Here is a 21,903-nt window from a genome sequence, read left to right on the forward strand (position 1 = left end):
CTAGCCTCCCGCCTTCGCCGATGTCGTCACCACAGCCGCCTTGCCGAGCGCCGGCACGGTGTCACGCGCCACGAGTGCTGCCTCCCGCGACAACGCCGGACCCGCAGCGAACGTGCGCAGCAACGGCCACGGCGCCTGTACCGCCGAGGCCGGGTCGAGTCCAAGGGCGCGCAGCGTGTCATCGTTTGCGGCGATGCCGAAGCGGACGCCGTTGTCGGACACCCAGAACAGCGATTCGCGCGAATCGGACGTGATCACCCCGCTGGTCGAGGTGACGAAGTTGGCCGCCCCCGGCAGCACCAGCACCTGGTTGGCGACCACCGACGCCGGGTCCCGGTCGTCGCGCACCAGGTGCACGATCCGGTCGTCGAGGTAGGAGTACACCGGGAGGCCCCGCCCGTTGTAGACGACGACGCGGGCCTGCGGATCCGTCGAACCCTTCTCCCAGCCGACGCAGGTGGTCGGATTCGCCGCGGTGTCAACGAAATTCAGGCGCTTGGTCGGGTAGTAATCGACGTCCAGCGAGCTCACCTGGGGGATGTTGACCAACACGTCGGGGGTCACCACGCGCGGGGCCGTCGACCCGTAGGAGTTGGCGCTGCGGAGCAGGTCGGCGACGAAGCTGGTGATCTTCTGGACGCCGTCGGGCAGTAGGACGTAGAACTGCTTGCCGCCGCCGGCGGTTTGGGCCTGCAGCACCGCACCCACCTGCGAGCCGGAGACCCACGTCGACGGCGCGCCCGCCTGCGGGACGTCCGGGACGCGCAGCGGCTCGGTCGCCGGCAGCCCGTCGTAGAGCGCGCGCGAAATCTCCACCGGTGACGTCACTCCCGGATCCAGGCCCAGGCTCAGGGTGATCGCTCTGCTGGCCGGATCGACCTGCGAACGTTTGCCGCCCCAGATCACGTACGTGTTGCCCTCGAACGTCACGAGCACGCCGGCGTCGTCGGCCAGCGGTGCCGCGCGGTCACCGCCGTTGAGCGTGCCCGCGATTGACGTGACGACCGGCTTCTCGCCGCTGCGCGGGCGGCCGGCCGTGTCGCACACGGCCCACGCGGAGATCGCGCCGCGGTTCACCGGCATCGCCGCCGGCGCGCCCGGGATACCGATCAGGGGCCCGGTCGGATACTTTGCGATCTCACCGCGCTTGACCCACGTCGGCGGGTTCGCCGTGCCGGTGGCCAGCCGGGCGGACGTCAGATTGAGGGCCGGATAGAGCCGGCCGTCGATGCGGGCGTAGATCGCGCCGGAATCGCGGTCGCCGATGATCGCCGATTCGCCAACCGCGCCAGTCGGTTTCAGCACGTTCAGTAACATCATCCACCCGGCGGCGATGGCCACCAGCAAGATCGACAACACCAACGCGGCGGTCTGCTTGCGGTCGTCGTGCTTCATTCGGACCGAGAACCGGGTGGTCGCCGCGCGCAACCGTCGGTTGTAGAACAGGTGACCGGAATTCTGGTCACGGTTCGACAAACTCAGCGGCATGCTCAATACCCCTTCGGTGATCGGCGAGGATCGGCCTGCTGAATCAGATCGGCCAGATTCGACGCGTCCGCGGCGACGTGATAGCGGCCCATCGCATAGTTGATGAACGCGCACGCCTGCGCCACCAAGTTGTGGATATCGCGCGACGTGCCCGGCTCGTGATAGGCCGCGAACGTGGGTGCGATGAATTGCCAGGCACCCTTGCTCGGTGTCCCCCGCGCCGCGTTCGAATCCCACCCGTTAACCGCGTTGGCGTTGTAATTGGATTCGCGGCGAGCGACCAAATCCATGCCGCGTTCCCAGCGGACACGTGCGGCCGGATCGTGAATCCCCTTGATATCCAATGCTTTACGAATCGCCGCCATGACGGCCCCGCGGCCGTTGCCCTGCCCGCCTCGCATCGCCGCCCCCCTCTGTCGGTAGCGCAGCCGCCGCAGCCGCAGCGCCAGGAGCCGTGCCCGCCGGCGCGAGTTTAGGATGTGGCGGTGCTGGGCGCGCAGCCTCGCCGCCATCCGGACCATGGCTTCACGTCGCGCCATCGGCGTGTCGGGCGTCGACGCGGCGTCGGTTTTGGCGTCGTCGAGGTTCGCCCGGGTGGTCACCCTCGCGTCCGCGTGGTCGGCGCGCGCCGCGGTCATGATTCGTGCCAGCGCGCGGTCGGTGGTGCTCGCCTGGCGGACTTCGTTCAGCGTGTTTGTCGACCTTTGCGCCGCGGCGGCGGGTAGGCCTTCGGTTCTGACGACAGCGTGATGCTGCGTCTTGTCGACCCGGGCGGCGGCGGCCTCACCGGCGAACAGCGCGTGGCCGCGGGCCAAGACCGCCACCGCGTGCATCATCAGCGGATCAGTCAATGACTGCCCCACCCTGGTCCCCTTTTTCCCACACCCTCTGGCCGCGCAAAACCGTACTCAATAGCATGCACGAATCGGCAGTTCCGCTGTCAATAACGAGCGATTACGTAGCGACCCTACTGCCGGGCGCGTGGACCGACCACTCACCTTCTGGCGAAGCGGGAACGGGTTATTCCTTCGCCTCGTCGTCGTTGGGCATGATGACGATCCGGCGATTCGGCCGGTTGGTGACCACGGTGGGTTTCTCCTCACCGGGCTTGGGCCCCGGCGGGCTCGGCGGCATCGTCAGGCGGCCCTTGACGGGCTGCCCGTTGGGCACGCCGGGCGCCGAGATCCGCTTCTCCGGAGCCTTCTCCTTGTTGCCGCCTTCGCCGTGGCCGCCCATCGCTCCGGGCGGCATCATCCCCATACCGCCCATGCCGCTCTGCCCCGACGCGGTCGGCGCGCCGCTGACTGGCGGCATCATCGCCCCCTTGGCCGCCCCGGCGGGGGTAGTCGGCGGGGATGACGTCGGCACCGGAGGCGGACCCAACGAGCTGGCCGGGGTAGTGCCGCCACCGCCCAGGCCCGCGCCGCCACCGCCCGAGCCCAGGCCGCCGCCGGCTCCGGAGCCCGGGCCGACGCTGTCGACAAGGTGCGCGTCGCTTGCCAGTCCGGCTCCGTGGGCGCCGCCCTGGACCGCACTCATCAGCGGCTGGATGGCGCTTTGGCCGGCCTGCATCGCCTGCTGCGGGAGCTGCGTCAGCGGCTGCATGATGCCGCCGACCGCGCCGCCGAGCGCACCCGTGATGCTTTGCAGCATCTGCTGCATCATCTGCGGGGCTTGTTGACCGACGTTTTGCATCTGCTGTTGGGAATCGGCTTCATTCGCCGGAAATTTGGCGGCTGCGTCCGCGGCGTGAGCACGACGGTCTGCGTCAGCGGCGGCGGCGTCTGCGGCGTCTTTGGGTACACCGGCGTTGCCGGCAGTTTCAAGCGCTCCCCGCCATCCGTCGGTCGGACTGGTTCCACCTGACGACAGAGGAAACGGCATCGGCGGCGGCGCTTCCGGCGCGCCGACTAGACCTCCCAATACAGCTGGAGCGCTTTTGATCGTGCCTCCGCCGCCGGTCATGACCTCACCTCCACCCCGCGTGCAAACCCTGCAGCCGCCTAGTGCGCGTTGAAGCGCGCTCTATCAGTTTGGCATAGCAGGCTGAGATTGGTATTCACCTCGGATTTTGGGCAAGGCCTTAGGCGCCAGCGAGATGGCCGATGACGTCAAACCAGGCCATGTGGTAATTCGCGAGGTACTGATGCCCATCGATCATCGCCTCAATTGCGGCGAGCAACATCCAATCTCCCACGACGCCAGGGTCATGATTCGGATAAGCCGTAAGCACTAAATTCTGGATATCGGCGATGCACGTGCGCAGGAGCTGAGTTTCGTTTTCGAGTACGCCCGTACGCCGTACGGCCGGCGCCGCGATCGCCTGCGCGATTCGAGGTAGTCCGTCGCGGCGGCGCACGGCTTCCACGAGGGCGGGCCCGAGCTCGTCTACCTGCGGTGCGGCGGACCGGGCCGGCCGGTCGCCGGTCAGCGGGGGCGCCTCGGGGTCCGCTTCGGCGACGTAGGTGTTGTGCTCGTGGGCGGCGGCTACCACGACGGCACCGAGCAGGTCGACCACCGTCGCGTCTCGGCGCCGTGGGGCTGGCTCGAGCAGGGTCACGTGCGCGGGCAACTTCACGTGGGGCGGAATCCATCCGCCAGCGAGATCCGTAACGAGCAGGGTGGTCGTGCCGTCGTCACGCAGCCCGGCCGCCCACGAAATTCGCGGCTCCTGTCGGGCGACCGCATCGACCAGCCGCTGCAGCCGCTGCTGCTCGACTGCCCTGCTAGATACCGAGCCGGCGGCAGCGCCGGTTGCCGCTGACATCGCTGACGCGCCGACCATGCCCGATGAGTTCGCGCCTGCCTGTCCGGCCGCCGCTCCCGCTGCCCCGCGCTCCACCGGAGAAACAAGCGGTCCGCCCGCGGACGGGGAGGATCCCGGCGAGGGCGCGACCGGCGCGCCCGAGACGGGTCCCGCCGGAGCCGAAGGCATGGCAGGTGGCGTCGCGACCGTCGGCCGGAGGTCGGAGCCGTAGGCGGGCAACGGCCCAGCGGGAACACTCGGGGCGACACCCGCGGATGTCGATCCAGACCACGATCCACCCGTCACTACTGGCGCCACCGGAGCGGCTCCACCTGTGGTGGGCGGCGCTGAAGCGGCTGGCGGGGGGGTGTCAACCGGAGCACTCGTCGGGACGAAGACCCCGGCGCTAGGTGCAGTCGGCGCCACGGGCGGCGTCCCCACCGGTGGCCCCGTCTGCGGAGGCGTACCAGCGCCCTGCTCCATCGCGTTCATCGCGCCTGACGACAACCCCTGTGCGCCCGCACCTGCCTGCTGCCCCGTCGCCATCCCGGAGGCGAAAGACTGCGCGAGGTTCGGCGTTCCGCCTTGTCCAAGACCGGCGGACGACATTGTCATCGGGCCGCCTCCCACGCCGGGCATTCCGGACGACATCGATCCACCCCCGCCGCTTGGTAGGTGCACACCAGGTGACGACGCAACGGGTGGTGTAGGGGGAAGCGGCCCGCCGTTACCACTCCAACTTGAGTTACCGACGGCCGGAGGCGGCACCTGCGGGCCACCATGGGTGGCCGTTGACGCATTGCCACCGGCTCCCCAGTTCGAAGTACCTGTCGTCACCGGCGGTGACGCTTGCGCTCCGGCGCCCTCCTCCGCCTTAGCGCTGCCACTCCCGTTGGAGCCACCTGCGCCGGGCCGCGGCTGACTTAGGTCCTCTGTGGTCAGCGGACGTGGGGACGGAGGATTATCGAGATTCAAGCCGTTCTGGCGCGCCCAAGTGCGCGCATCACCGCCAACACCTTCGGCATCAAGGATTTTTTGGGTCGCAGCCATGAGTTTGTCAACCGCTGTCAAACTTGCGTTCGCCGAATCTCCGTTGCAACGCAACTGAACAGCCTGCGCCTCTGCTACCTTTTCCGGAAGCGGTCTCTTAGACGCGAGGATCTGATCGATTTCTTGGTTGCCCGTGTTCGCTATTTCTGATAGCCGGCTTCGGAGGTAGTCGATGGCGTCAGCGGCCGAATTGAAGGCCGACGCCTTAGCTTGGTACTTCTCGGCGAGATCCAGATGGAACTTTTCGCCTTGCTGATACCTCGAGATCAAGTCATCCGCCGTGTGGCCCTGGTTATGCGCCGCAACAACTGCCCACTGATTGCGTAGATCTCCCGAAAACAGTTGCTGTTCCGCACAAGCCTGGCTCCAATGTTGAGCGCCGGCTCGGAGAGCCGTTGATGATGCTGGCCACCAGGGCCCAATCAGCGCCACCGTCCACTTGCCAGGTGGAAGGTCAGCCCCCACCACATACCCTCTTCATTACAGCGTCCTTGGCGTTCACGTCATCGACCGCCGCCCGGAACTCGGCTTCAGTGGCGGCGCCCTCACTGCTCTTTGCAGTGTCCGTCAAATATGCCGCCGCGAGAGCTCGCGCGGCATTACGGTGTTCCGCGTCTAGAGCGGGATCAGTGGCCGCGTTGCTGAGCATGACAGCCGAATTAGTTAGCGCGATACGCGCGAATGCTTTGTCACTGCCGTTGGTGTCGACCTGGACCGCCCGTGCGGCCAGCTTGTATGTGTCGCAGAGTTCTTGCTGAGCAGCCGTGACCTCCGCAGGGCTGTAGGTCGGCGTAGAAGTGGTCGCCGGCGCTGGGGACTCTGTCGGCCGTACCACCGCAACGACCAGAGCAGCGGTGGCGACAACGGCCGTCACGGCCAAGGCAATCGCCTGCCACGGCCGCGGTCGGGGCGCCGGCTGTCCGGAATAGTTCGACGGCCAGTTTCCAACAGGCGGCTGGGCTGCCGGCCCCCCGCCAGGCCCCCAAGGCTGATTCCCAACCATGTACCCCTCCTCGAAGCCGACGCAGCCCGATTGGACCCGGTCCCCGATTATGCGTGCACACTTCCACTCCATAGTGGAACAGGCAACGGCGGGGCGAGCAATTCACCGTTTGCTGCGCGCTTCTCTACACCCTCGGTTCGAACGCGGCTATTCTTCGTTGCCAGCCACTAGGGCGGCAAGAGCTATCAACGCGCTCCAAAGCTCTAGCTGTATCCGAGGAACCGGCCTACTAGCAACCTGGTCCTACGGAGTTCGCTTGGGCACACAGGAGTGTCGGCGACTCTTGATCCCCACCCCAGCCCCGGCTTGACATCAACGTGGTTCGTCACACCATTCGTACCAAGCTAGCCATGCGCGCGCCTGCGGCCGCGGTCACCCGCTACCGCAAACTCTCTTCATCTCAGAGTCCTTGGCGTTGACATCACTGACCGTTGACTGCCATATCGGATCATCACGTTGCTGCACTTTGGCAGCCATCGCCTGAGAATTACTATAAGCCTCAGCTAGTGCAAGTGCGGCGTCTCGGTCACCAGGCGGCATTGCGGGGTTTGTACTCACTACGTGCTCCAGCATTACTGCGCCATTTACAACCGCAATGCCGGAGAACGCCGGGTTGTCGCCGTTCGTTTCGATCTGGACCGCACGTGCGGCCACGGCATAGACGTCGCAAAGCTTCTTGTGTGCGGCAGCCGAGTCCGCGGTCGTGTACGTCGGCGGCGCTGACATCGTCGGTGAGGCTGGAGCGGAGTTATTTGTCGACCGTGTACCCGCCACAACTAAGGCAACCGCGCCCAGCAGAACGGCGATCGATCCCAGGACAGTCGCCGGCCATGTCCTTGGACGCTTCGAGAGTGCAGGCGGATAGGCCGGCTGCCACTGACCCGGCGGCGGGGCAATCGGCCGTTGTCCACCGAAGTTAGGAGGCAGATCCCCCATGTGGCCCTCCTCGAATTGCCTCAGCCCGTCGGAGCCCTTCCGTTGAATTATCCACGTACACTGCACATCAACGACCTAAAGAGACCGCTTCAATAAGGTCCCCATGTAGTAACACTGTTCCCCGCAGCCGCAGCCGCCAAGCTTGGCATCAAATGTCGGACGTCGACGTAGCGGCCCCCGCTCGCACCGCCCGCAGTTCGCCGGCATTGTGCTGGTCCATGTCGGTGAATCCCCTGGCAGCGTAGTGCGCCCTCGCGCCGACATCGGTCAGCGTCTGTTTATGCCCTTGCAGGGTCTGCATGTGCTGCGTGTGTGCGGCTATCACTGCCGAATGAAATGAATCGGCCGCGGCGAAGTCACCGAACATTCCCGACGCCAGCGGCCCCCGCGCCAGTTGGTCGGCCCCCTCCTGGGCATGGCCCCCCGCGCGGTGTGAGTCGTTACCTCCGGAGTGCAAGAGCGCGGTGTCGACGAACATTGCCACCCCTTTCCAACTGACCACGCAACCGTATTGACCAGGCTAAATACGTGAAGGGCGGCGGTCAATTCACGTCGTATCGATTATCCGCTGCCGCGTTTACAAGGCGCTGGCCCCATCAGCCAGGCCGTCGCCGTCCGAATCCGTCAGCCGGACGTTCCACTTCCCGTCACCGTCGGTGTCGACGTAGCCGGTGACGCCACGTTCGTCGGTGCACAACACCCGATCAGCCATCCCGTCGCCGTCAATATCGAAGAGTCGGTCATTGACGTCACCATGACCGTCAAAATCGACCAGTGGGCCGCCGGTGTGTTCGGCGCCGTCGAGCCCGAACCAGCGCAGTTGCCGACCCTGTTCGGTGGCCACTCCCCATGTCCCGGATCCGTCGTCAGTGAAGTAAGCCTCCGGAGTGCCGTCGTTGTCGAGGTCGAGCACCGCGTGATCGGCGATGCCGTCGCCGTCCAAATCCGACAGTGCGTCGTCATGCAAGCCATCACCGTCTAGGTCCAGCCGGAAGGCGTCGAGCCTGCCATCGTCGTCCAGATCAACGTCGAGGTCGTGGTGCCACATATCCGCCGTACCGTCGTCGCCGCTTAAGCAGTAATCCATGATTAGATCCGACGCGTAATCACACCTGCCGGTTCCCGCGTACCGTACAAGCGCACCCGCCGCGACCTTGCTTCTAGTAGCCTGGCAGGCAAGCGGATTCGGCGAGCACTGAGTCGTGGGGGATCCGATGCAGTTCCTGCACATTGACGTCGGGGCGCTGGTTGGCGCGGCCGGTGCCGATCCGTGGGCAATCAACGACAGCCTCCAAGCCGGTCAGCCGCTGCAGATTTCGAATCTGGCCTTGGCATTTCACAAAGCGGGGCGTTGCACCGCCGAGGCGAGCGCAGCGTTCGATCAGGCATGCCGCCGTTTTGAGGCTGCCTGGAACCGCCAAGGCGGCGACAACCCAATCAACGACTCTGCCGAAGTGCAACGCGCCGTCACAGCGCTGGGTGTGCAGGCCGACCGGCTGCCCAAGATCGGGACTGACCTCGAGAACATCGCTGCGGCACTGGCCGAAGCGCAGCGGACAGGCGCAGGATTGATCTCGACCCTAAATGACCAACTGCACGACATCGACAACGAACTCAGCAAAGCGATCGCCCTGGAAAATACCGGTCATCTGACGGCCGCCGAGAAAACCCTCGTCGACCAACACATTCACGACCTCGGCCAAGAGGCCATTGCGGATACCAAATCCGCTGTGGCACAACTGCAAGCGCTTCGCAACGGCTATTCCGACATACTCCAAAAGTCCCTGACCACACTGCGCGCTCAGGACGGGTACGACCCCGCGCCGATCCAAGGCGTGGACGCCGACGGTCAACCAAGCCATAGTGCCCTCGACCAGCGGGGCGTCGACGGTTACAACGCGAAACAACGACCGCTGGACCAAGCGCTCGTCAACACCGCCGGTGGGATGACGCCCGAAAAGGCCGATGCCGCAGCGCGTTTACGCGACTACGCCACGGCTACCAACCCCACCGCTGATGCCGACACTCGCCGACTCGCCAGTGAGCGTCTCGATGATTTCGCCATGGCACATTTCAACGGCCCGCTGCCAGTAGACCGCGTTCTGGGCAGCGACGCGCGGGCCCGCGCACAGATGCGGCTGGAGTGGCAGAGAAAACTTGAGCAGGGATTCTCCGGAGCGCCCAGGATGACCCGCGACCAGGTCACCCAGATGCTCGACAACGGCGAACAACAAGCCCGCGCCGTCGTGACACAACAAGCAATGAGAGGCCTTGTCTCCAAAGGTATGTCGCCCTCGGCGGCGATGTCGGTTGCCAATGGCGTGACACGCGGGGTCCCGTGGGCAGAAATCGTCAAGCAGCAAGGACAGGTCATGACCCTGGGTGCCGCTGGTGTCGACGGCACAGTCGCCGCACGAGGCGGCCGCCATGCGGTCGATGCATTCACTCCGACCGACATCGAGGCGTTTGAGAAGGTGGGCAAAACACTCGGCCGAGGAGGGACGCTCGTTGAGGTGGCGTTGGCCGCCAACGACTACATGCACGGCGCTGGGCTCGGCACCACCATTGGCAAGGCCGGCGGCAGCATTGCTGGCGGCTGGTTGGGAGCGACAGGAGGCGGCGCCTTGGCGGGCTCCGTTGTTGGGCCAGAGGGAGCTTTCGTCGGTGCCATACTCGGAGCCGCGATAGTCGGATTCGGCGGCGAGCAGTTAGGCGGGGCTGTTGGTGGGGTTTTCGATAAATGACGCACCGCAGATGACGGCCTACGGTTCAGGCTCATCGGTTTCGTCCAGCAGCCCGCTGTGGGCCACGGCTCTACTGGTCGCCGGAATTTGCCTTGGGCTCTTCGCAGCCGTCGCTAGTGTCGTTGTCGACGATCGAGATGTGCAGCGAAGAATTTACTGGCTCGGTTGGCTGAGCGCGGCGCTGTGTTTTGCCTTGGCAGTTCTGCCTCGAGGATGGCCGGGAAGCTTCGGCATCGGGCTCTTAGCGCTGTTCGCCGCGATCGTTTACGCGTATCTGCGTACTCCCTACCTCAAGATCGGTGGCCGCATATATGCAATCTCACGCACCGAGGAGACGCCAAAAGACACCCCGCGGTACCCACGGTCCGCGGCAAAGGACGACAGCTATCCGACAGCGATGGGGTCACTATCCGCCCGCAACATGTGGTGGATCTTGGTGTCGATGACGTGCATCGTGTCTGTGGGGATCTATGTGGTGGGCTGGACCTGGCAGATGATTCTCGGCACCGCGCTCCTCACCGTCATGGGGGCGTTAGCCGGCATCGACGACGGCTCCCGCAAGCTGCCAATCGCGCGCGGTCAACACATCCAAGCCTTCCTCGCGTCAGTGGCGTCCATCCTGTTGTGGCTGGCACCACCCATCTGTTACTACATCGGCTACCGGGTGGGCCATCGCTGGCCGATGGGCGGGGGCCGTCACGTCCAGCAGGAGCCTGATCCCTAACGCCGTTACTGGTTCCCCCGCGAGCGCCACCAGCTCAGCAATTCGGCGCTCGCCTCCTCGGCCGTCAGCGGTCCGCGCTCCAAGCGCAGCTCTTTGAGGAATCGCCACGCCTCGCCGACTTGCGGGCCGGCCGGGATGTCGAGCAGCGTCATAATCTGGTTGCCGTCCAGATCCGGACGCACGCGCTCCAGATCCTCCTGGGCGGCCAGTTCGGCGATCCGTGCCTCTAACCGGTCGTAGCTGGCCTGCAACCGGGCGGCCCGGCGCTTGTTGCGGGTGGTGCAGTCGGCCCGCACCAGCTTGTGCAGTTTCGGTAGCAACGGCCCGGCGTCGGTGACGTAGCGGCGCACCGCGGAATCGGTCCATTTCCCCTCGCCGTACCCGTGGAACCGCAGATGCAGATAAACCAGCTGCGAGACGTCCTCGACCATCTGCTTGGAATACTTCAACGCCCGCAACCGCTTTCGCACCATCTTGGCACCCACCACCTCGTGGTGGTGGAAGCTCACGCCGCCGTTGGCTTCGTGCCGCCGGGTGGCGGGCTTGCCGATGTCATGCAGCAGCGCGGCCCAGCGCAGCACCAAGTCCGGGCCGTCGTCCTCCAGCGCGATCGCCTGCCGCAGCACCGTCAGCGAATGCTGGTAGACGTCCTTGTGCTGGTGATGTTCGTCGATGGCCATCTGCATGCCGCCGACCTCGGGCAGCACGACCTCGCCCATCCCGGTCTGCACCAGCAGATCGATGCCGGACACCGGGTCGTCGCCGAGGAGCAGCTTGTCCAACTCGGCGGCCACCCGTTCGGCGCTGATCCGCGCCAGCTCGGGGGCCATCGCCTCGATCGCGTCGCGCACCCGCGGCGCGACGGCGAAGCCTAGCTGCGAGACGAACCGGGCCGCACGCAGCATCCGCAGCGGGTCATCGCCGAAGGACACCTCGGGTGCGGCCGGGGTGTCGAGCACCCGATCGCGCAGGGCCGCCAAACCGCCGAGGGGATCGAGGAATTCGCCCGGCCCGTCCGGCGTGATGCGCACGGCCATCGCGTTCGCGGTGAAATCGCGGCGCACCAGATCGTCCTCGAGGCGCTCGCCGTATTGCACCGCGGGTTTGCGCGACACCTGGTCGTAGGCGTCGGCGCGAAACGTGGTGATCTCCAGGCGGTGTTCACCCTTGCCGACCCCGATGGTGCCGAACTCGATGCCGGTGTCCCACAAGTGGTCGGCCCAGCGCCGCAAGATCTGCTGCACCTGTTCGGGGCGAGCGTCGGTGGTGAAGTCCAAGTCGGGGCTCAGCCTGCCCAGCACGGCGTCTCGCACCGAGCCGCCGACGAGGTACAGCTCACTCCCTGCGGCCTGGAACGCCGAACCCAGCTCGCGCAGCATCGGCGCGTGTTGGTTCAGGGCAACTGCGGCGGCGGCAAGCAGCTCCACATCGGCTTCGGGCACGTTCGGTCAGCCTAGTAGGCGGGATCGCGAGACGACTGCCCTGCGCCCGCGCGGGCCCGCCCAGCGGCGAGTATGTCCTGGGAGACGATGTCGTGCCAGCTACTATCGCTTGGGTGTCGGACGGCGAACAACACAAGCCACGTCGACGCCGGGGGCGGCGGCGCGGTCGTGGCGCTGCGAGTTCGACCGAGAACCAGACCAACGGTCAAACGCCCGCCGACTCGACGACGACGAAATCGCGCCGATCCCGTTCGCCTCGCCGCGGACCGGACCGGTTACGCACCGTGCACGAAACCTCCGCCGGCGGACTCGTCATCGACGGCCTCGACGGCCCGCGTCACTCCCAGGTCGCCGCGCTGATCGGCCGCGTCGATCGGCGGGGACGGATGCTGTGGTCGCTGCCCAAGGGCCACATCGAAATGGGTGAGACCGCCGAACAGACCGCTATAAGAGAGGTCGCCGAGGAGACCGGCATCCGCGGCAGCGTGCTGGCCGCGCTGGGACGCATCGACTACTGGTTCGTCACCGACGGCCGCCGGGTCCACAAGACCGTGCACCACTACCTCATGCGCTTCTCCGGCGGCGAGCTGTGCGACGAGGACCTCGAGGTGGCCGAGGTGGCCTGGGTGCCCATCCACGAGCTGCCGTCGAAACTGGCCTACGCCGACGAACGCAGGCTGGCCCGCGTGGCCGACGAACTGATCGACAAGCTGCAGAACGACGGCCCGGCCGCGCTGCCGCCGCTGCCACCCACCTCTCCGCGGCGCCGCCCGCAAACACACTCGCGCGCCCGGCACGCCGACAAGCCGGACACCAGCCGCAAGAACGGCCACGGGCCCGGGCCGTGACGGCTTCCCGACTGTGCTTGTTGCGCCTCGCGGCGGTGATCGGCATCGTGGCCGGCTTCGCGATGCTCACCGCGCCTGTCATGCCGCGCGCCGCCGCGGGCGAACCCGGCGTGACGCCGTTCGTCCGGGTCCGGATCGACCAGGTCACCCCGGACGTGGTCACCACGTCCAGCCCGCCCGTCGTCACCGTCAGCGGCATGGTGACCAACATCGGCGACCGCCCCGTCCGCGACGTGATGGTCCGCCTCGAGCACGCCGGAGCGGTCACCGCGTCCGCGAGCCTGCGAACCACCCTCGACGGCGACACCGACCAGTACCAACCGGCCGCCGACTTCCTCACGGTCGCTCCCGAGCTCCAGCGCGGTCAGGAAGTCGGCTTCACGCTGTCCGCGCCGCTGCGCTCGTTGACCAAGCAGTCCTTGGGCATCGACAAACCCGGCATCTACCCGGTCCTGGTCAACGTCAACGGCACGCCCGACTACGGCGCCCCCGCCCGTCTCGACAACGCACGATTCCTGCTGCCCGCGGTGGGCATACCACCCGACCAGGGCGCCGATCTGGTCTCGGCCGTCGCGCCCGATACCTCTAAACCCGTGTGGCTCACCATGCTCTGGCCGCTGGCCGACCGGCCGAGGCTGGCCCCCGGCGTGCCAGGTGGCACCATCCCGGTGCGCCTGGTCGACGACGACCTCGCCACCTCCCTGGCCGGCGGCGGCCGGCTGGACATCCTGCTTTCCGCGGCGGAAGTCGCCACCAGCCACGACGTCGACCCCGACGGGGCCGTCGGCCGCGCATTGTGCCTGGCCGTCGACCCCGACCTGCTCGTCACGGTCAACGCGATGACTGCCGGCTACGTGGTGTCCGACTCGCCCGAGGGTCCCGCCCAACTTCCGGGCACCCCGACGCATCCGGGCGGAGGACAAACGGCGGCGACGGAGTGGCTCAACCGGTTGCGCGCGCTGGCTCACCGCACCTGCGTCGCGCCGCTCCCCTACGCCCAGGCCGACCTGGACGCCCTGCAACGCGTGAACGACCGCGGGCTGAGCGCCGCCGCCACCACCGCCGTCAACAGCATCGTCGACCGCATCCTGGACGTGCCTTCCGCCCGCGGCGCCACGCTGCTGCCCGACGGCCCGTTGACCAACCGCGCCGTCAACCTGCTCGGCGCCAACGAAAGCACCGTCGCCGTCGCCGCCGCCGACTTGTCCGCCGATGCGCAGGGATCCTCCGACGGCGCCGTCGACACCGTGCCGCGGCGGCTGTCCCCGCAGGTTGTGGTCGCCCCCTTCGACCCGGCGGTGGGCGCCGCGCTGGCCGGCGCGGGAAGCTCCCCGGCCGTCCCGACCTACCTGGACCCTTCTCTGACCGTGCGCCTCGCGCACGACTCGGCGACCGCGCGCCGCCAGGACGCCCTGGGCTCCATGTTCTGGCACGCGTTGCGCCACGACGACGCACCGCGTACGCAGCTTCTGGTCCCACCGGCGACGTGGAACCTGCAGGCCGACGACGCCCACGTCATCCTGACGGCGCTCACCACCGCCATCCGGTCGGGACTGGCGGTTCCCCGGCCGCTGCCGGCGGTCATCGCCGAGGCCAACCAGGCGGGACAAGACCACGCCGATCAGCCGGAAACGGTGGGCGCCTACACGTCCGCCCGCGGGCGATTCGGCGACGACGTCACCGGCGCGATCGCCGGCCAGGTCGGCCGGCTGTGGGGCCTGACGTCGGCGCTGAGCACCGACGAACGCACCGGGCTGACCGGCATCCAGTACACCGCCCCGCTGCGCGAGGACATGCTGCGGGCGCTGAGCCAATCCGAGCCGCCCGACACCCGTAACGGGATGGCCCAGCAACGCCTTGGCGTCGTCGGCAAGACGATCAACGACCTCTTCGGTGCGGTGACCATCGTCAACCCGGGCGGCTCCTACACCCTGGCCACCGAGCACAGCCCACTGCCGCTCGCGCTGCACAACGGCCTGGCCGTTCCCATTCGCGTGCGCCTGCAGGTCGACGCCCCGCCCGGGATGACGGTCACCGACGTCGGCCAGATCGAACTGCCGCCGGGGTACCTACCGCTGCGGGTGCCGATCGAGGTGAACTTCACCCAGCGGGTCGCCATCGACGTGACGCTGCGAACCCCCGACGGCCTGCGGCTGGGCGAACCGGTGCGCCTGTCGGTGCATTCCAACGCCTACGGCAAGGTGCTGTTCGCGATCACCATGACGGCCGCGGCCGTGCTGGTGCTGCTGGCCGGACGCCGCCTTTGGCACCGCTTCCGCGGCCAGCCCGACCGGGCCGACCTCGACCGGCCCGACCCACCCGGCACCGGATCCGCGGGCCTGCACGCGAAGGCCGACGATCGGGTCGAACAAGAGCACCGAGTATGAATTCCGTCGACCGGCAGGCCGCACAGCGACAGCACCGCCTGCCACAGCCGCCGCGGCGGCCCCGGGTTCCCGGCTCGCCGCCCACGGGTCCCCTACCTCCAGTCCCCGCGGGCGTCGATCGCCGGCGGCCCGAGCTGTCCGACGCCGCCCTGGTGTCGCGGTCCTGGGCGATGGCCTTCGCCACGCTGGTAAGCCGGCTCACCGGGTTCGCCCGGGTCGTGCTGCTGGCGGCCATCCTCGGCGCCGCGCTGTCCAGCGCCTTCTCGGTGGCCAACCAGTTACCGAACCTGGTGGCCGCGCTGGTGCTGGAGGCGACCTTCACTGCCATCTTCGTGCCGGTGCTGGCCCGCGCCGAGCAGAGCGACCCCGACGGCGGCGCGGCGTTCGTGCGCCGGCTGGTCACGCTGACCACCGCGCTGCTGCTGGTGGCGACCGTATTGTCCGTGCTCGCCGCGCCGCTGCTGGTGCGGCTCATGCTCGGCCGCGACCCGCAGGTCAACGAGCCGCTGACCACCGCCTTCGCCTACCTGCTGCTCCCCCAGGTGCTCGCGTACGGGCTCACGTCGGTATTCATGGCGATCCTGAACACGCGCAACGTGTTCGGGCCTACGGCCTGGGCGCCGGTGGTCAACAACGTCGTCGCCCTGGCGACCCTCGCGGTGTACGCGGCCGTCCCCGGCGAACTCTCCGTCGACCCCGTCCGGATGGGCAACACCAAGCTGCTGGTCCTCGGCATCGGCACCACGCTGGGCGTCTTCGCGCAAACCGCCGTCCTGCTGGTGGCGCTGCGCAGACAACGCATCGACCTACGCCCCCTGTGGGGAATCGACGACCGCCTCAAGCGCTTCGGCACCATGGCCGCCGCGATGGTGCTCTACGTGTTGATCAGCCAGCTCGGCTTGGTGGTCGGCAACCAGATCGCCAGCACGGCCGCCGCCTCCGGCCCGGCGATCTACAACTACACCTGGCTGGTCCTCATGCTGCCGTTCGGCATGATCGGCGTCACCGTCCTGACCGTGGTCATGCCGCGGCTGAGCCGCAACGCCGCCGCCGACGACACCGCGGCCGTGCTCGCCGACCTGTCGTTGGCCACCCGCCTGACATTGATCACGCTGATCCCGATCGTGGCCTTCATGACCGTCGGCGGTCCCGCGATCGGCAGCGCACTGTTCGCCTATGGCCACTTCGGTGGGGTCGACGCCGGGTACCTGGGCGCCGCGATCGCCCTGTCGGCGTTCACGCTGATCCCCTACGGCCTGGTGCTGCTCCAGCTGCGCGTCTTCTACGCACGCGAGCAGCCCTGGACGCCGATCGTGATCATCCTCGTCATCACGGCCGTCAAGATCGTCGGATCCGTGCTGGCGCCGCACGGCACCCATGACCCCAAGCTGGTGGCCGGATACCTGGGGCTGGCGAACGGCCTCGGCTTTGTGGCGGGCGCGATCATCGGTTACCTCCTGTTGCGGCACACCCTGCTGCCCACCGGCGGCCACCTGATCGGCAGGGGTGAGCTGCGCACCATCCTGGTGACGATCACCGCCTCCATGCTGGCCGGACTGGTGGCCCACGTGGCCGACCGGCTGCTGCGGCTCGATCTGCTGACCGCGCACGGCGGCGGCGCGGGCTCGTTACTGCGCCTGCTCATCCTGGCGGTCATCATGCTGCCGATCATGGCCGCGGTCATGCTGCGCGCACACGTCCCGGAGGCCCAGGCCGCCCTGGACGCCGTCCGGCGCCGCCTCGGCGGCCGCATGCCGGTTCCCCGTAAACCGGTGACAGCGGATCGATCGTCTCGCCGGTCCCCGGTCACGTACCCTGAGCAGAGGAATTCGTCCCCGCCTGGGGTAAATGCGGTCCAGGAGCCGATCCGGCGCAGACCTCCGGAGCGGGCAACCCGAGCCCGGATAGCGAAAGGACCGGAGGTGACCGACCGCCCTGTCGAGAGCGCCGCGTCGGGTGCCGAGCTGCCACGACCGGTCGCCGACGACTTCCAACCCGACATCCCGGCCGGCCGTGAGCCCGAGCCGCCGACGTCGCGTCCGTCCGACCAGCGCAACGGCGACGTCGCGCATGACGCGCGGCGCGGGCCCGCCCCGTTCGACGCGCCCCGCGACCGCGGAGGGGATCCGCCCGGAGACGACGTCCATCTGGTCCCCGGGGCCCGCATCGCCGGTGGCCGCTACCGGCTGTTGGTCTTCCACGGCGGCGCCCCGCCCCTGCAGTTCTGGCAGGCCCTGGACACCGCCCTGGACCGACAGGTCGCGCTGACCTTCGTCGACCCCGACGGGGCGTTGCCCGACGACGTGCTGCAGGAGATCCTGTCCCGCACCCTGCGGCTCAGCCGCATCGACAAGCCGGGCATCGCCCGGGTGCTCGACGTGGTCCACACCGGCCACGGCGGCCTGGTGGTCTCCGAGTGGGTGCGGGGCGGTTCGCTGCAGGAGGTGGCCGACACCGCGCCGTCTCCGGTCGGCGCCGTGCGGGCCATGCAGTCGCTGGCGGCGGCCGCTGACGCGGCCCACCGGGCGGGCGTCGCGCTGTCGATCGACCACCCGAGCCGGGTTCGCGTCAGCATCGAGGGCGACGTCGTACTCGCCTACCCGGCGACCATGCCCGACGCCAACCCGCAGGGTGACATCCGCGGTATCGGCGCCGCGCTGTATGCCTTGCTGGTCAATCGCTGGCCGCTCACGGAGTCGAGCGTGCGTAGCGGCCTGGCCCCGGCCGAGCGCGACTCGGCGGGCCAGCCGGTCGAACCGATGGTCATCGACCGCGAGATCCCCTTCCAGATTTCGGCCGTCGCGGTGCGGGCGGTCCAAGAGGATGGCGGGATACGCAGCGCCTCAACGCTTTTGAACTTGCTCCAGCAAGCGACCGCGGTGGCCGACCGGACCGAGGTGCTGGGCCCGATCGATGATTCGCCGTCGCCGGCCGCCCCCCGCGTCGCCCCCGATCAAGACGAAGGCGCAATCCTGGCGCGCCGGCGCCGCAACGTGTTGATCGGCGTCGGCGCGGGCCTCGTCGTGATCGTGGTAGCGCTGTTGGTCCTGGCGTCGGTGGTGAGCAAGATCTTCGGCAACGTCGGCGGCGGCCTGAACAAGGACGAGCTCGGGCTCAACGGCCCCTCCTCGTCCACCTCGTCGTCCGCCCCGAGTTCCGCGGCCTCCGGCAGCATCGTCAAACCGATCAAGGCGACCGTCTACTCCCCCGACGGCGATGCCGACAACGCGGGCACGGCCGGCCAGGCCATCGACGGTGACCCGTCCACCGCCTGGGCGACCGAGGTCTACACCGACGCCGTCCCGTTCCCGAGCTTCAAGCAGGGCGAAGGCCTGATGCTGCAGCTGCCCAACCCGACCGTGGTCGGACAGGTCACCATCGACACGCCCAGCACCGGTACCAAGGTCGAGATCCGCTCGTCGGCGACGGCGTCGCCGGCCACCCTCAACGACACCACCGTGCTCGCGCAGGCCTTCACGCTCAAGCCCGGCCACAACGTCATCCCGGTCCGGGCAGGCTCCCCCACGTCGAACCTGCTGGTGTGGATCTCCACCCTCGGGACGACGAACGGTAAGAGCCAGGCGGGCTTCTTCGAGATCACGGTCCAGGCCGCGTCCTGACGGACGGCGCTCACACCGCCGTGCCGCGGTGAAGTGCCGCCCCGCAGCCGATTGGATACTGTCCGGCCGTGGGCTCCCGGGGAGACATTCAGCGCGAACGTAGCGACGCCGAGCTGCTGGCAGCCCACGTCGCCGGCGACCGTCACGCCTTCCGGGAGTTGTTCCTTCGCCACCAACGACAGCTGCACCGGCTGGCCCGCCTCACGACGCGCACGCCCGAAGATGCCGAGGACGCGCTGCAGGACGCAATGCTTTCGGCCCACCGCGGCGCGGGCGCGTTCCGGCATGACGCCGCCGTCGGCAGCTGGCTGCACCGCATCGTCGTCAACGCCTGTCTGGACCGGTTGCGGCGCACGAAGGCCCACCCCACCGTCCCGCTCGAGGACGTCTTCCCGGTGCCCGATCGGACAACCCAGGTCGAGACCGCGATGGTGGTGCAGCGCGCCTTGATGCGGCTTCCCGTCGAGCAGCGGGCGGCCGTGGTGGCCGTCGACATGCAGGGCTACTCGGTCGCCGACACCGCCGCGCTGCTGGGCGTCGCCGAAGGCACCGTCAAGAGCCGCTGCGCGCGGGCCCGGGTGCGCCTCGCCGAGCTGCTCGGCTACCTCAAAACCGTCTCCGACCCGGCCCCGCCCGTGGCCGTCAAGCAGCGCATGACGGACACTGGGGCGGATGGATGAAGCCGACCACCAAGCCGACGAACCGCCCCTGACGGCCGAGCTTCTTGCCGACCTGCAGGCCGGCCTGCTGGACGACGAATCCGCGGCCCGCCTGCGCCAACGGGTTCGCAACGACCCGGAGGCCCAGCAGATGCTGCGCGCCCTCAATCGAGTGCGGTGCGACGTCGCCACCCTTGGCGCCGAACCGGCACCCGACGTCGCGCCGGAGGTCACCGCCCGGATTTCGGCGGCGCTCGAATCCGCGGAGGCGGGCCCGCCCGCCGCGCACTCGGCTCGGCCGCGGGCGCGGCCCGGGCGCGTGGTGGCCGCGGTGGCCGGCGTCGCCGCGATGCTCGCGGCGATCGGCGTGGGAACCGCGGCGCATCACGGTGTCCACGCCGCCCATGGTGATCCCTCTGTCGCAGCAGGAGATCCTCGGCCTGCTCACCCAAACCGCGGACTACGGCCCGCTCGGCGACCCGGCCCGGCGCGCCTCATGCCTAACCGGTCTCGGTTATCCGTCGGCGACACAGGTGCTGGGCGCGCGCCGGGTGGAGATCAACGCCCGCCCCGGCGTCGTGCTGGTGGTGCCCGGTGACAGTCCGCACACCCTCGCGGTCTACGCCGTCGCGCTCAACTGCAACGCCGCCGATACCGGCTTGTTGGCCAGCACCCAGGTCCCGGGCCCTTAGGGTGATGCACGGGTGTCCGACGCGCCGGGGAACAGCGGTGCCTACGCTGGCGTTTGTAGAAATCCAGGGACGATCGTTTGGAAGGGTTCTATGACCGCCGACACTGTGCACGACGTGATCATCATCGGTTCGGGGCCTGCCGGGTACACCGCGGCGCTGTATACGGCCCGGGCGCAGCTGGCGCCGGTGGTGTTCGAGGGGACGTCGTTCGGTGGGGCGTTGATGACCACCACCGAGGTGGAGAATTTTCCCGGGTTTCGCGACGGCATCACCGGCCCGGAGTTGATGGATCAGATGCGGGAACAAGCCCTGCGTTTCGGGGCCGATCTGCGGATGGAAGACGTCGAGTCGGTGTCGCTGGACGGGCCGGTCAAGTCGGTCACGACCGCCGAGGGCGAGACCGTCCGCGCCCGGTCGGTGATCTTGGCCATGGGCGCGGCGGCGCGCTACCTGGGGGTGCCCGGTGAGCAGGAGCTGCTGGGGCGGGGCGTGAGCTCGTGTGCGACCTGTGACGGGTTCTTCTTCAAGGATCAAGACATCGCGGTCATCGGTGGTGGCGACTCGGCGATGGAGGAAGCCACCTTCCTGACCCGGTTCGCGCGCAGCGTCACCCTGGTGCACCGCCGCGACGAATTCCGCGCCTCGCGCATCATGCTCGAACGCGCCCGGGCGAACGAGAAGATCACCATCCTGACCAACAAGGCCGTGCTGGGGGTCGACGGGGATCAGACGGTGACGGGTTTGCGGATGCGCGACACCGTCACCGGGGAGCAATCCACCCTGCCGGTCACCGGTGTCTTCGTGGCGATCGGCCACGACCCACGCTCGGAGCTGGTACGCGACCTCCTCGACACCGACCCCGAGGGTTACGTGTTGGTCCAGGGCCGCACCACCGCCACCTCGATCGAGGGGGTGTTCGCCGCCGGCGACTTGGTGGACCGCACCTACCGCCAGGCCATCACCGCCGCCGGCAGTGGTTGCTCGGCGGCCATCGACGCCGAACGCTGGCTGGCCGACCACGTCGAATCGAGTTCGGCCGCCCAGAGTGACGCCACCGAATTTCCTGGCAGTACCGAGATGATTGGAGCACCTCAATGACCGATGCCGAAAAAGCCGGGGCCACAATCGAAGTCTCTGACGCATCCTTCTCCACGGAGGTGCTGTCCAGCAATAAGCCTGTGCTGGTTGACTTTTGGGCGACATGGTGCGGGCCCTGCAAGATGGTGGCGCCGGTTCTCGAAGAAATCGCCAGCGAGCGGGCCGCGCAGCTCACCGTGGCCAAGCTCGACGTGGACGCCAATCCGGTGACCGCACGTGACTTCCAAGTCGTGTCGATCCCCACGATGATCCTGTTCAAGGACGGCCAGCCGGTCAAGCGGATCGTCGGCGCCAAAGGCAAGGCCGCCCTGCTGCGTGAACTCTCGGACGCGGTGCCCAACCTCAGCTGATCGCGGTTTGAATTCTCCGCACCACCTCCCCACGTTCGGCCTGGGGTTTTCCCGAATCTGCGATGCGTCTGCGACAATAACGGTTAGCTGTTGCCCAGATGCGAGCCTGTCAGTGT

General features: G+C 68.1%; 17 protein-coding genes and 1 pseudogene. 9 read left to right on the forward strand and 9 right to left on the reverse strand.

Annotated features, from left to right (window positions below):
- From eccB to C1737_RS18850, 8 genes are all read right to left on the reverse strand, one after another.
- Entirely contained in the window at positions 1-1,488 is a 1,488-nt protein-coding gene (eccB, locus tag C1737_RS18810; protein ID WP_102419183.1) for a type VII secretion protein EccB, read from the reverse strand.
- 2 nt (positions 1,489-1,490) lie between these two features.
- The gene (locus tag C1737_RS18815) at positions 1,491-2,321 is read right to left on the reverse strand and encodes a transglycosylase (RefSeq protein ID WP_102420021.1); all 831 of its coding nucleotides are present in this window, start codon (positions 2,319-2,321) and stop codon (positions 1,491-1,493) included.
- Between the two features lie 187 nt (positions 2,322-2,508).
- On the reverse strand, positions 2,509-3,453 hold the full coding sequence (locus tag C1737_RS18820) for a hypothetical protein (protein ID WP_199182877.1): 945 nt from the start codon (positions 3,451-3,453) through the stop codon (positions 2,509-2,511).
- 118 nt (positions 3,454-3,571) lie between these two features.
- Positions 3,572-5,749 carry a DUF5631 domain-containing protein gene (locus C1737_RS26745; protein ID WP_158243978.1) on the reverse strand — a complete coding sequence of 726 codons (2,178 nt, stop codon included), beginning with the start codon at positions 5,747-5,749 and terminating at the stop codon, positions 3,572-3,574.
- Positions 5,739-6,287, reverse strand: coding sequence for a hypothetical protein (locus tag C1737_RS27230; protein WP_102420023.1), 549 nt, complete (start codon positions 6,285-6,287; stop codon positions 5,739-5,741). The genes C1737_RS26745 and C1737_RS27230 overlap by 11 nt, the downstream gene beginning before the upstream one ends.
- Before the next feature lie 372 nt (positions 6,288-6,659).
- Complete coding sequence (locus C1737_RS27235; protein WP_233214788.1) at positions 6,660-7,013, reverse strand: hypothetical protein; 354 nt, start codon at positions 7,011-7,013, stop codon at positions 6,660-6,662.
- Between the two features lie 358 nt (positions 7,014-7,371).
- Positions 7,372-7,701 (reverse strand): DUF2563 family protein, encoded by a 330-nt coding sequence (locus C1737_RS18845; protein WP_102419186.1) that lies wholly within the window; start codon positions 7,699-7,701, stop codon positions 7,372-7,374.
- A 99-nt stretch (positions 7,702-7,800) separates the two neighbouring features.
- Positions 7,801-8,310 carry a pullulanase gene (locus C1737_RS18850; protein WP_102419187.1) on the reverse strand — a complete coding sequence of 170 codons (510 nt, stop codon included), beginning with the start codon at positions 8,308-8,310 and terminating at the stop codon, positions 7,801-7,803.
- A 127-nt stretch (positions 8,311-8,437) separates the two neighbouring features.
- Here C1737_RS18850 and C1737_RS18855 point away from each other — a divergent pair, with 127 nt between their 5' ends.
- Entirely contained in the window at positions 8,438-9,967 is a 1,530-nt protein-coding gene (locus C1737_RS18855) for a hypothetical protein (RefSeq protein ID WP_102419188.1), read from the forward strand.
- A gap of 397 nt (positions 9,968-10,364) precedes the next feature.
- A complete protein-coding gene (locus C1737_RS26750; protein WP_158243979.1) occupies positions 10,365-10,691 on the forward strand; it encodes a hypothetical protein in 327 nt (108 codons plus the stop codon).
- Between the two features lie 5 nt (positions 10,692-10,696).
- Here the strand turns inward: C1737_RS26750 and C1737_RS18865 are convergent, their stop codons facing one another.
- Positions 10,697-12,133 carry a CCA tRNA nucleotidyltransferase gene (locus C1737_RS18865; RefSeq protein ID WP_102419190.1) on the reverse strand — a complete coding sequence of 479 codons (1,437 nt, stop codon included), beginning with the start codon at positions 12,131-12,133 and terminating at the stop codon, positions 10,697-10,699.
- Positions 12,134-12,246: 113 nt separating this feature from the next.
- On the opposite strand from C1737_RS18865, the gene C1737_RS18870 reads away from it, so the two are divergent.
- From C1737_RS18870 to trxA, 7 genes and pseudogenes are all read left to right on the forward strand, one after another.
- Positions 12,247-12,981 carry an NUDIX hydrolase gene (locus C1737_RS18870; protein ID WP_067925321.1) on the forward strand — a complete coding sequence of 245 codons (735 nt, stop codon included), beginning with the start codon at positions 12,247-12,249 and terminating at the stop codon, positions 12,979-12,981.
- Positions 12,978-15,368: a hypothetical protein gene (locus C1737_RS18875; RefSeq protein ID WP_102419191.1), complete on the forward strand. Its 2,391-nt coding sequence runs from the start codon at positions 12,978-12,980 to the stop codon at positions 15,366-15,368. The genes C1737_RS18870 and C1737_RS18875 overlap by 4 nt, the downstream gene beginning before the upstream one ends.
- Positions 15,365-18,988 (forward strand): murein biosynthesis integral membrane protein MurJ, encoded by a 3,624-nt coding sequence (locus tag C1737_RS18880; RefSeq protein ID WP_233214789.1) that lies wholly within the window; start codon positions 15,365-15,367, stop codon positions 18,986-18,988. The genes C1737_RS18875 and C1737_RS18880 overlap by 4 nt, the downstream gene beginning before the upstream one ends.
- 68 nt (positions 18,989-19,056) lie before the next feature.
- A complete protein-coding gene (gene sigM, locus C1737_RS18885) occupies positions 19,057-19,668 on the forward strand; it encodes an RNA polymerase sigma factor SigM (RefSeq protein WP_102419192.1) in 612 nt (203 codons plus the stop codon).
- Positions 19,661-20,339 (forward strand): annotated as a pseudogene (locus C1737_RS18890) (hypothetical protein). Before sigM ends, C1737_RS18890 begins: the two are co-directional and overlap by 8 nt.
- Positions 20,340-20,429: 90 nt before the next feature.
- Entirely contained in the window at positions 20,430-21,437 is a 1,008-nt protein-coding gene (trxB, locus tag C1737_RS18895) for a thioredoxin-disulfide reductase (RefSeq protein ID WP_102419193.1), read from the forward strand.
- Positions 21,434-21,787 (forward strand): thioredoxin, encoded by a 354-nt coding sequence (trxA, locus tag C1737_RS18900; RefSeq protein WP_068058520.1) that lies wholly within the window; start codon positions 21,434-21,436, stop codon positions 21,785-21,787. The genes trxB and trxA overlap by 4 nt, the downstream gene beginning before the upstream one ends.
- Positions 21,788-21,903 lie beyond the last annotated feature (116 nt).

Source organism: Mycobacterium sp. 4858 (assembly GCF_900240975.1).
Lineage (GTDB): Bacteria > Actinomycetota > Actinomycetes > Mycobacteriales > Mycobacteriaceae > Mycobacterium.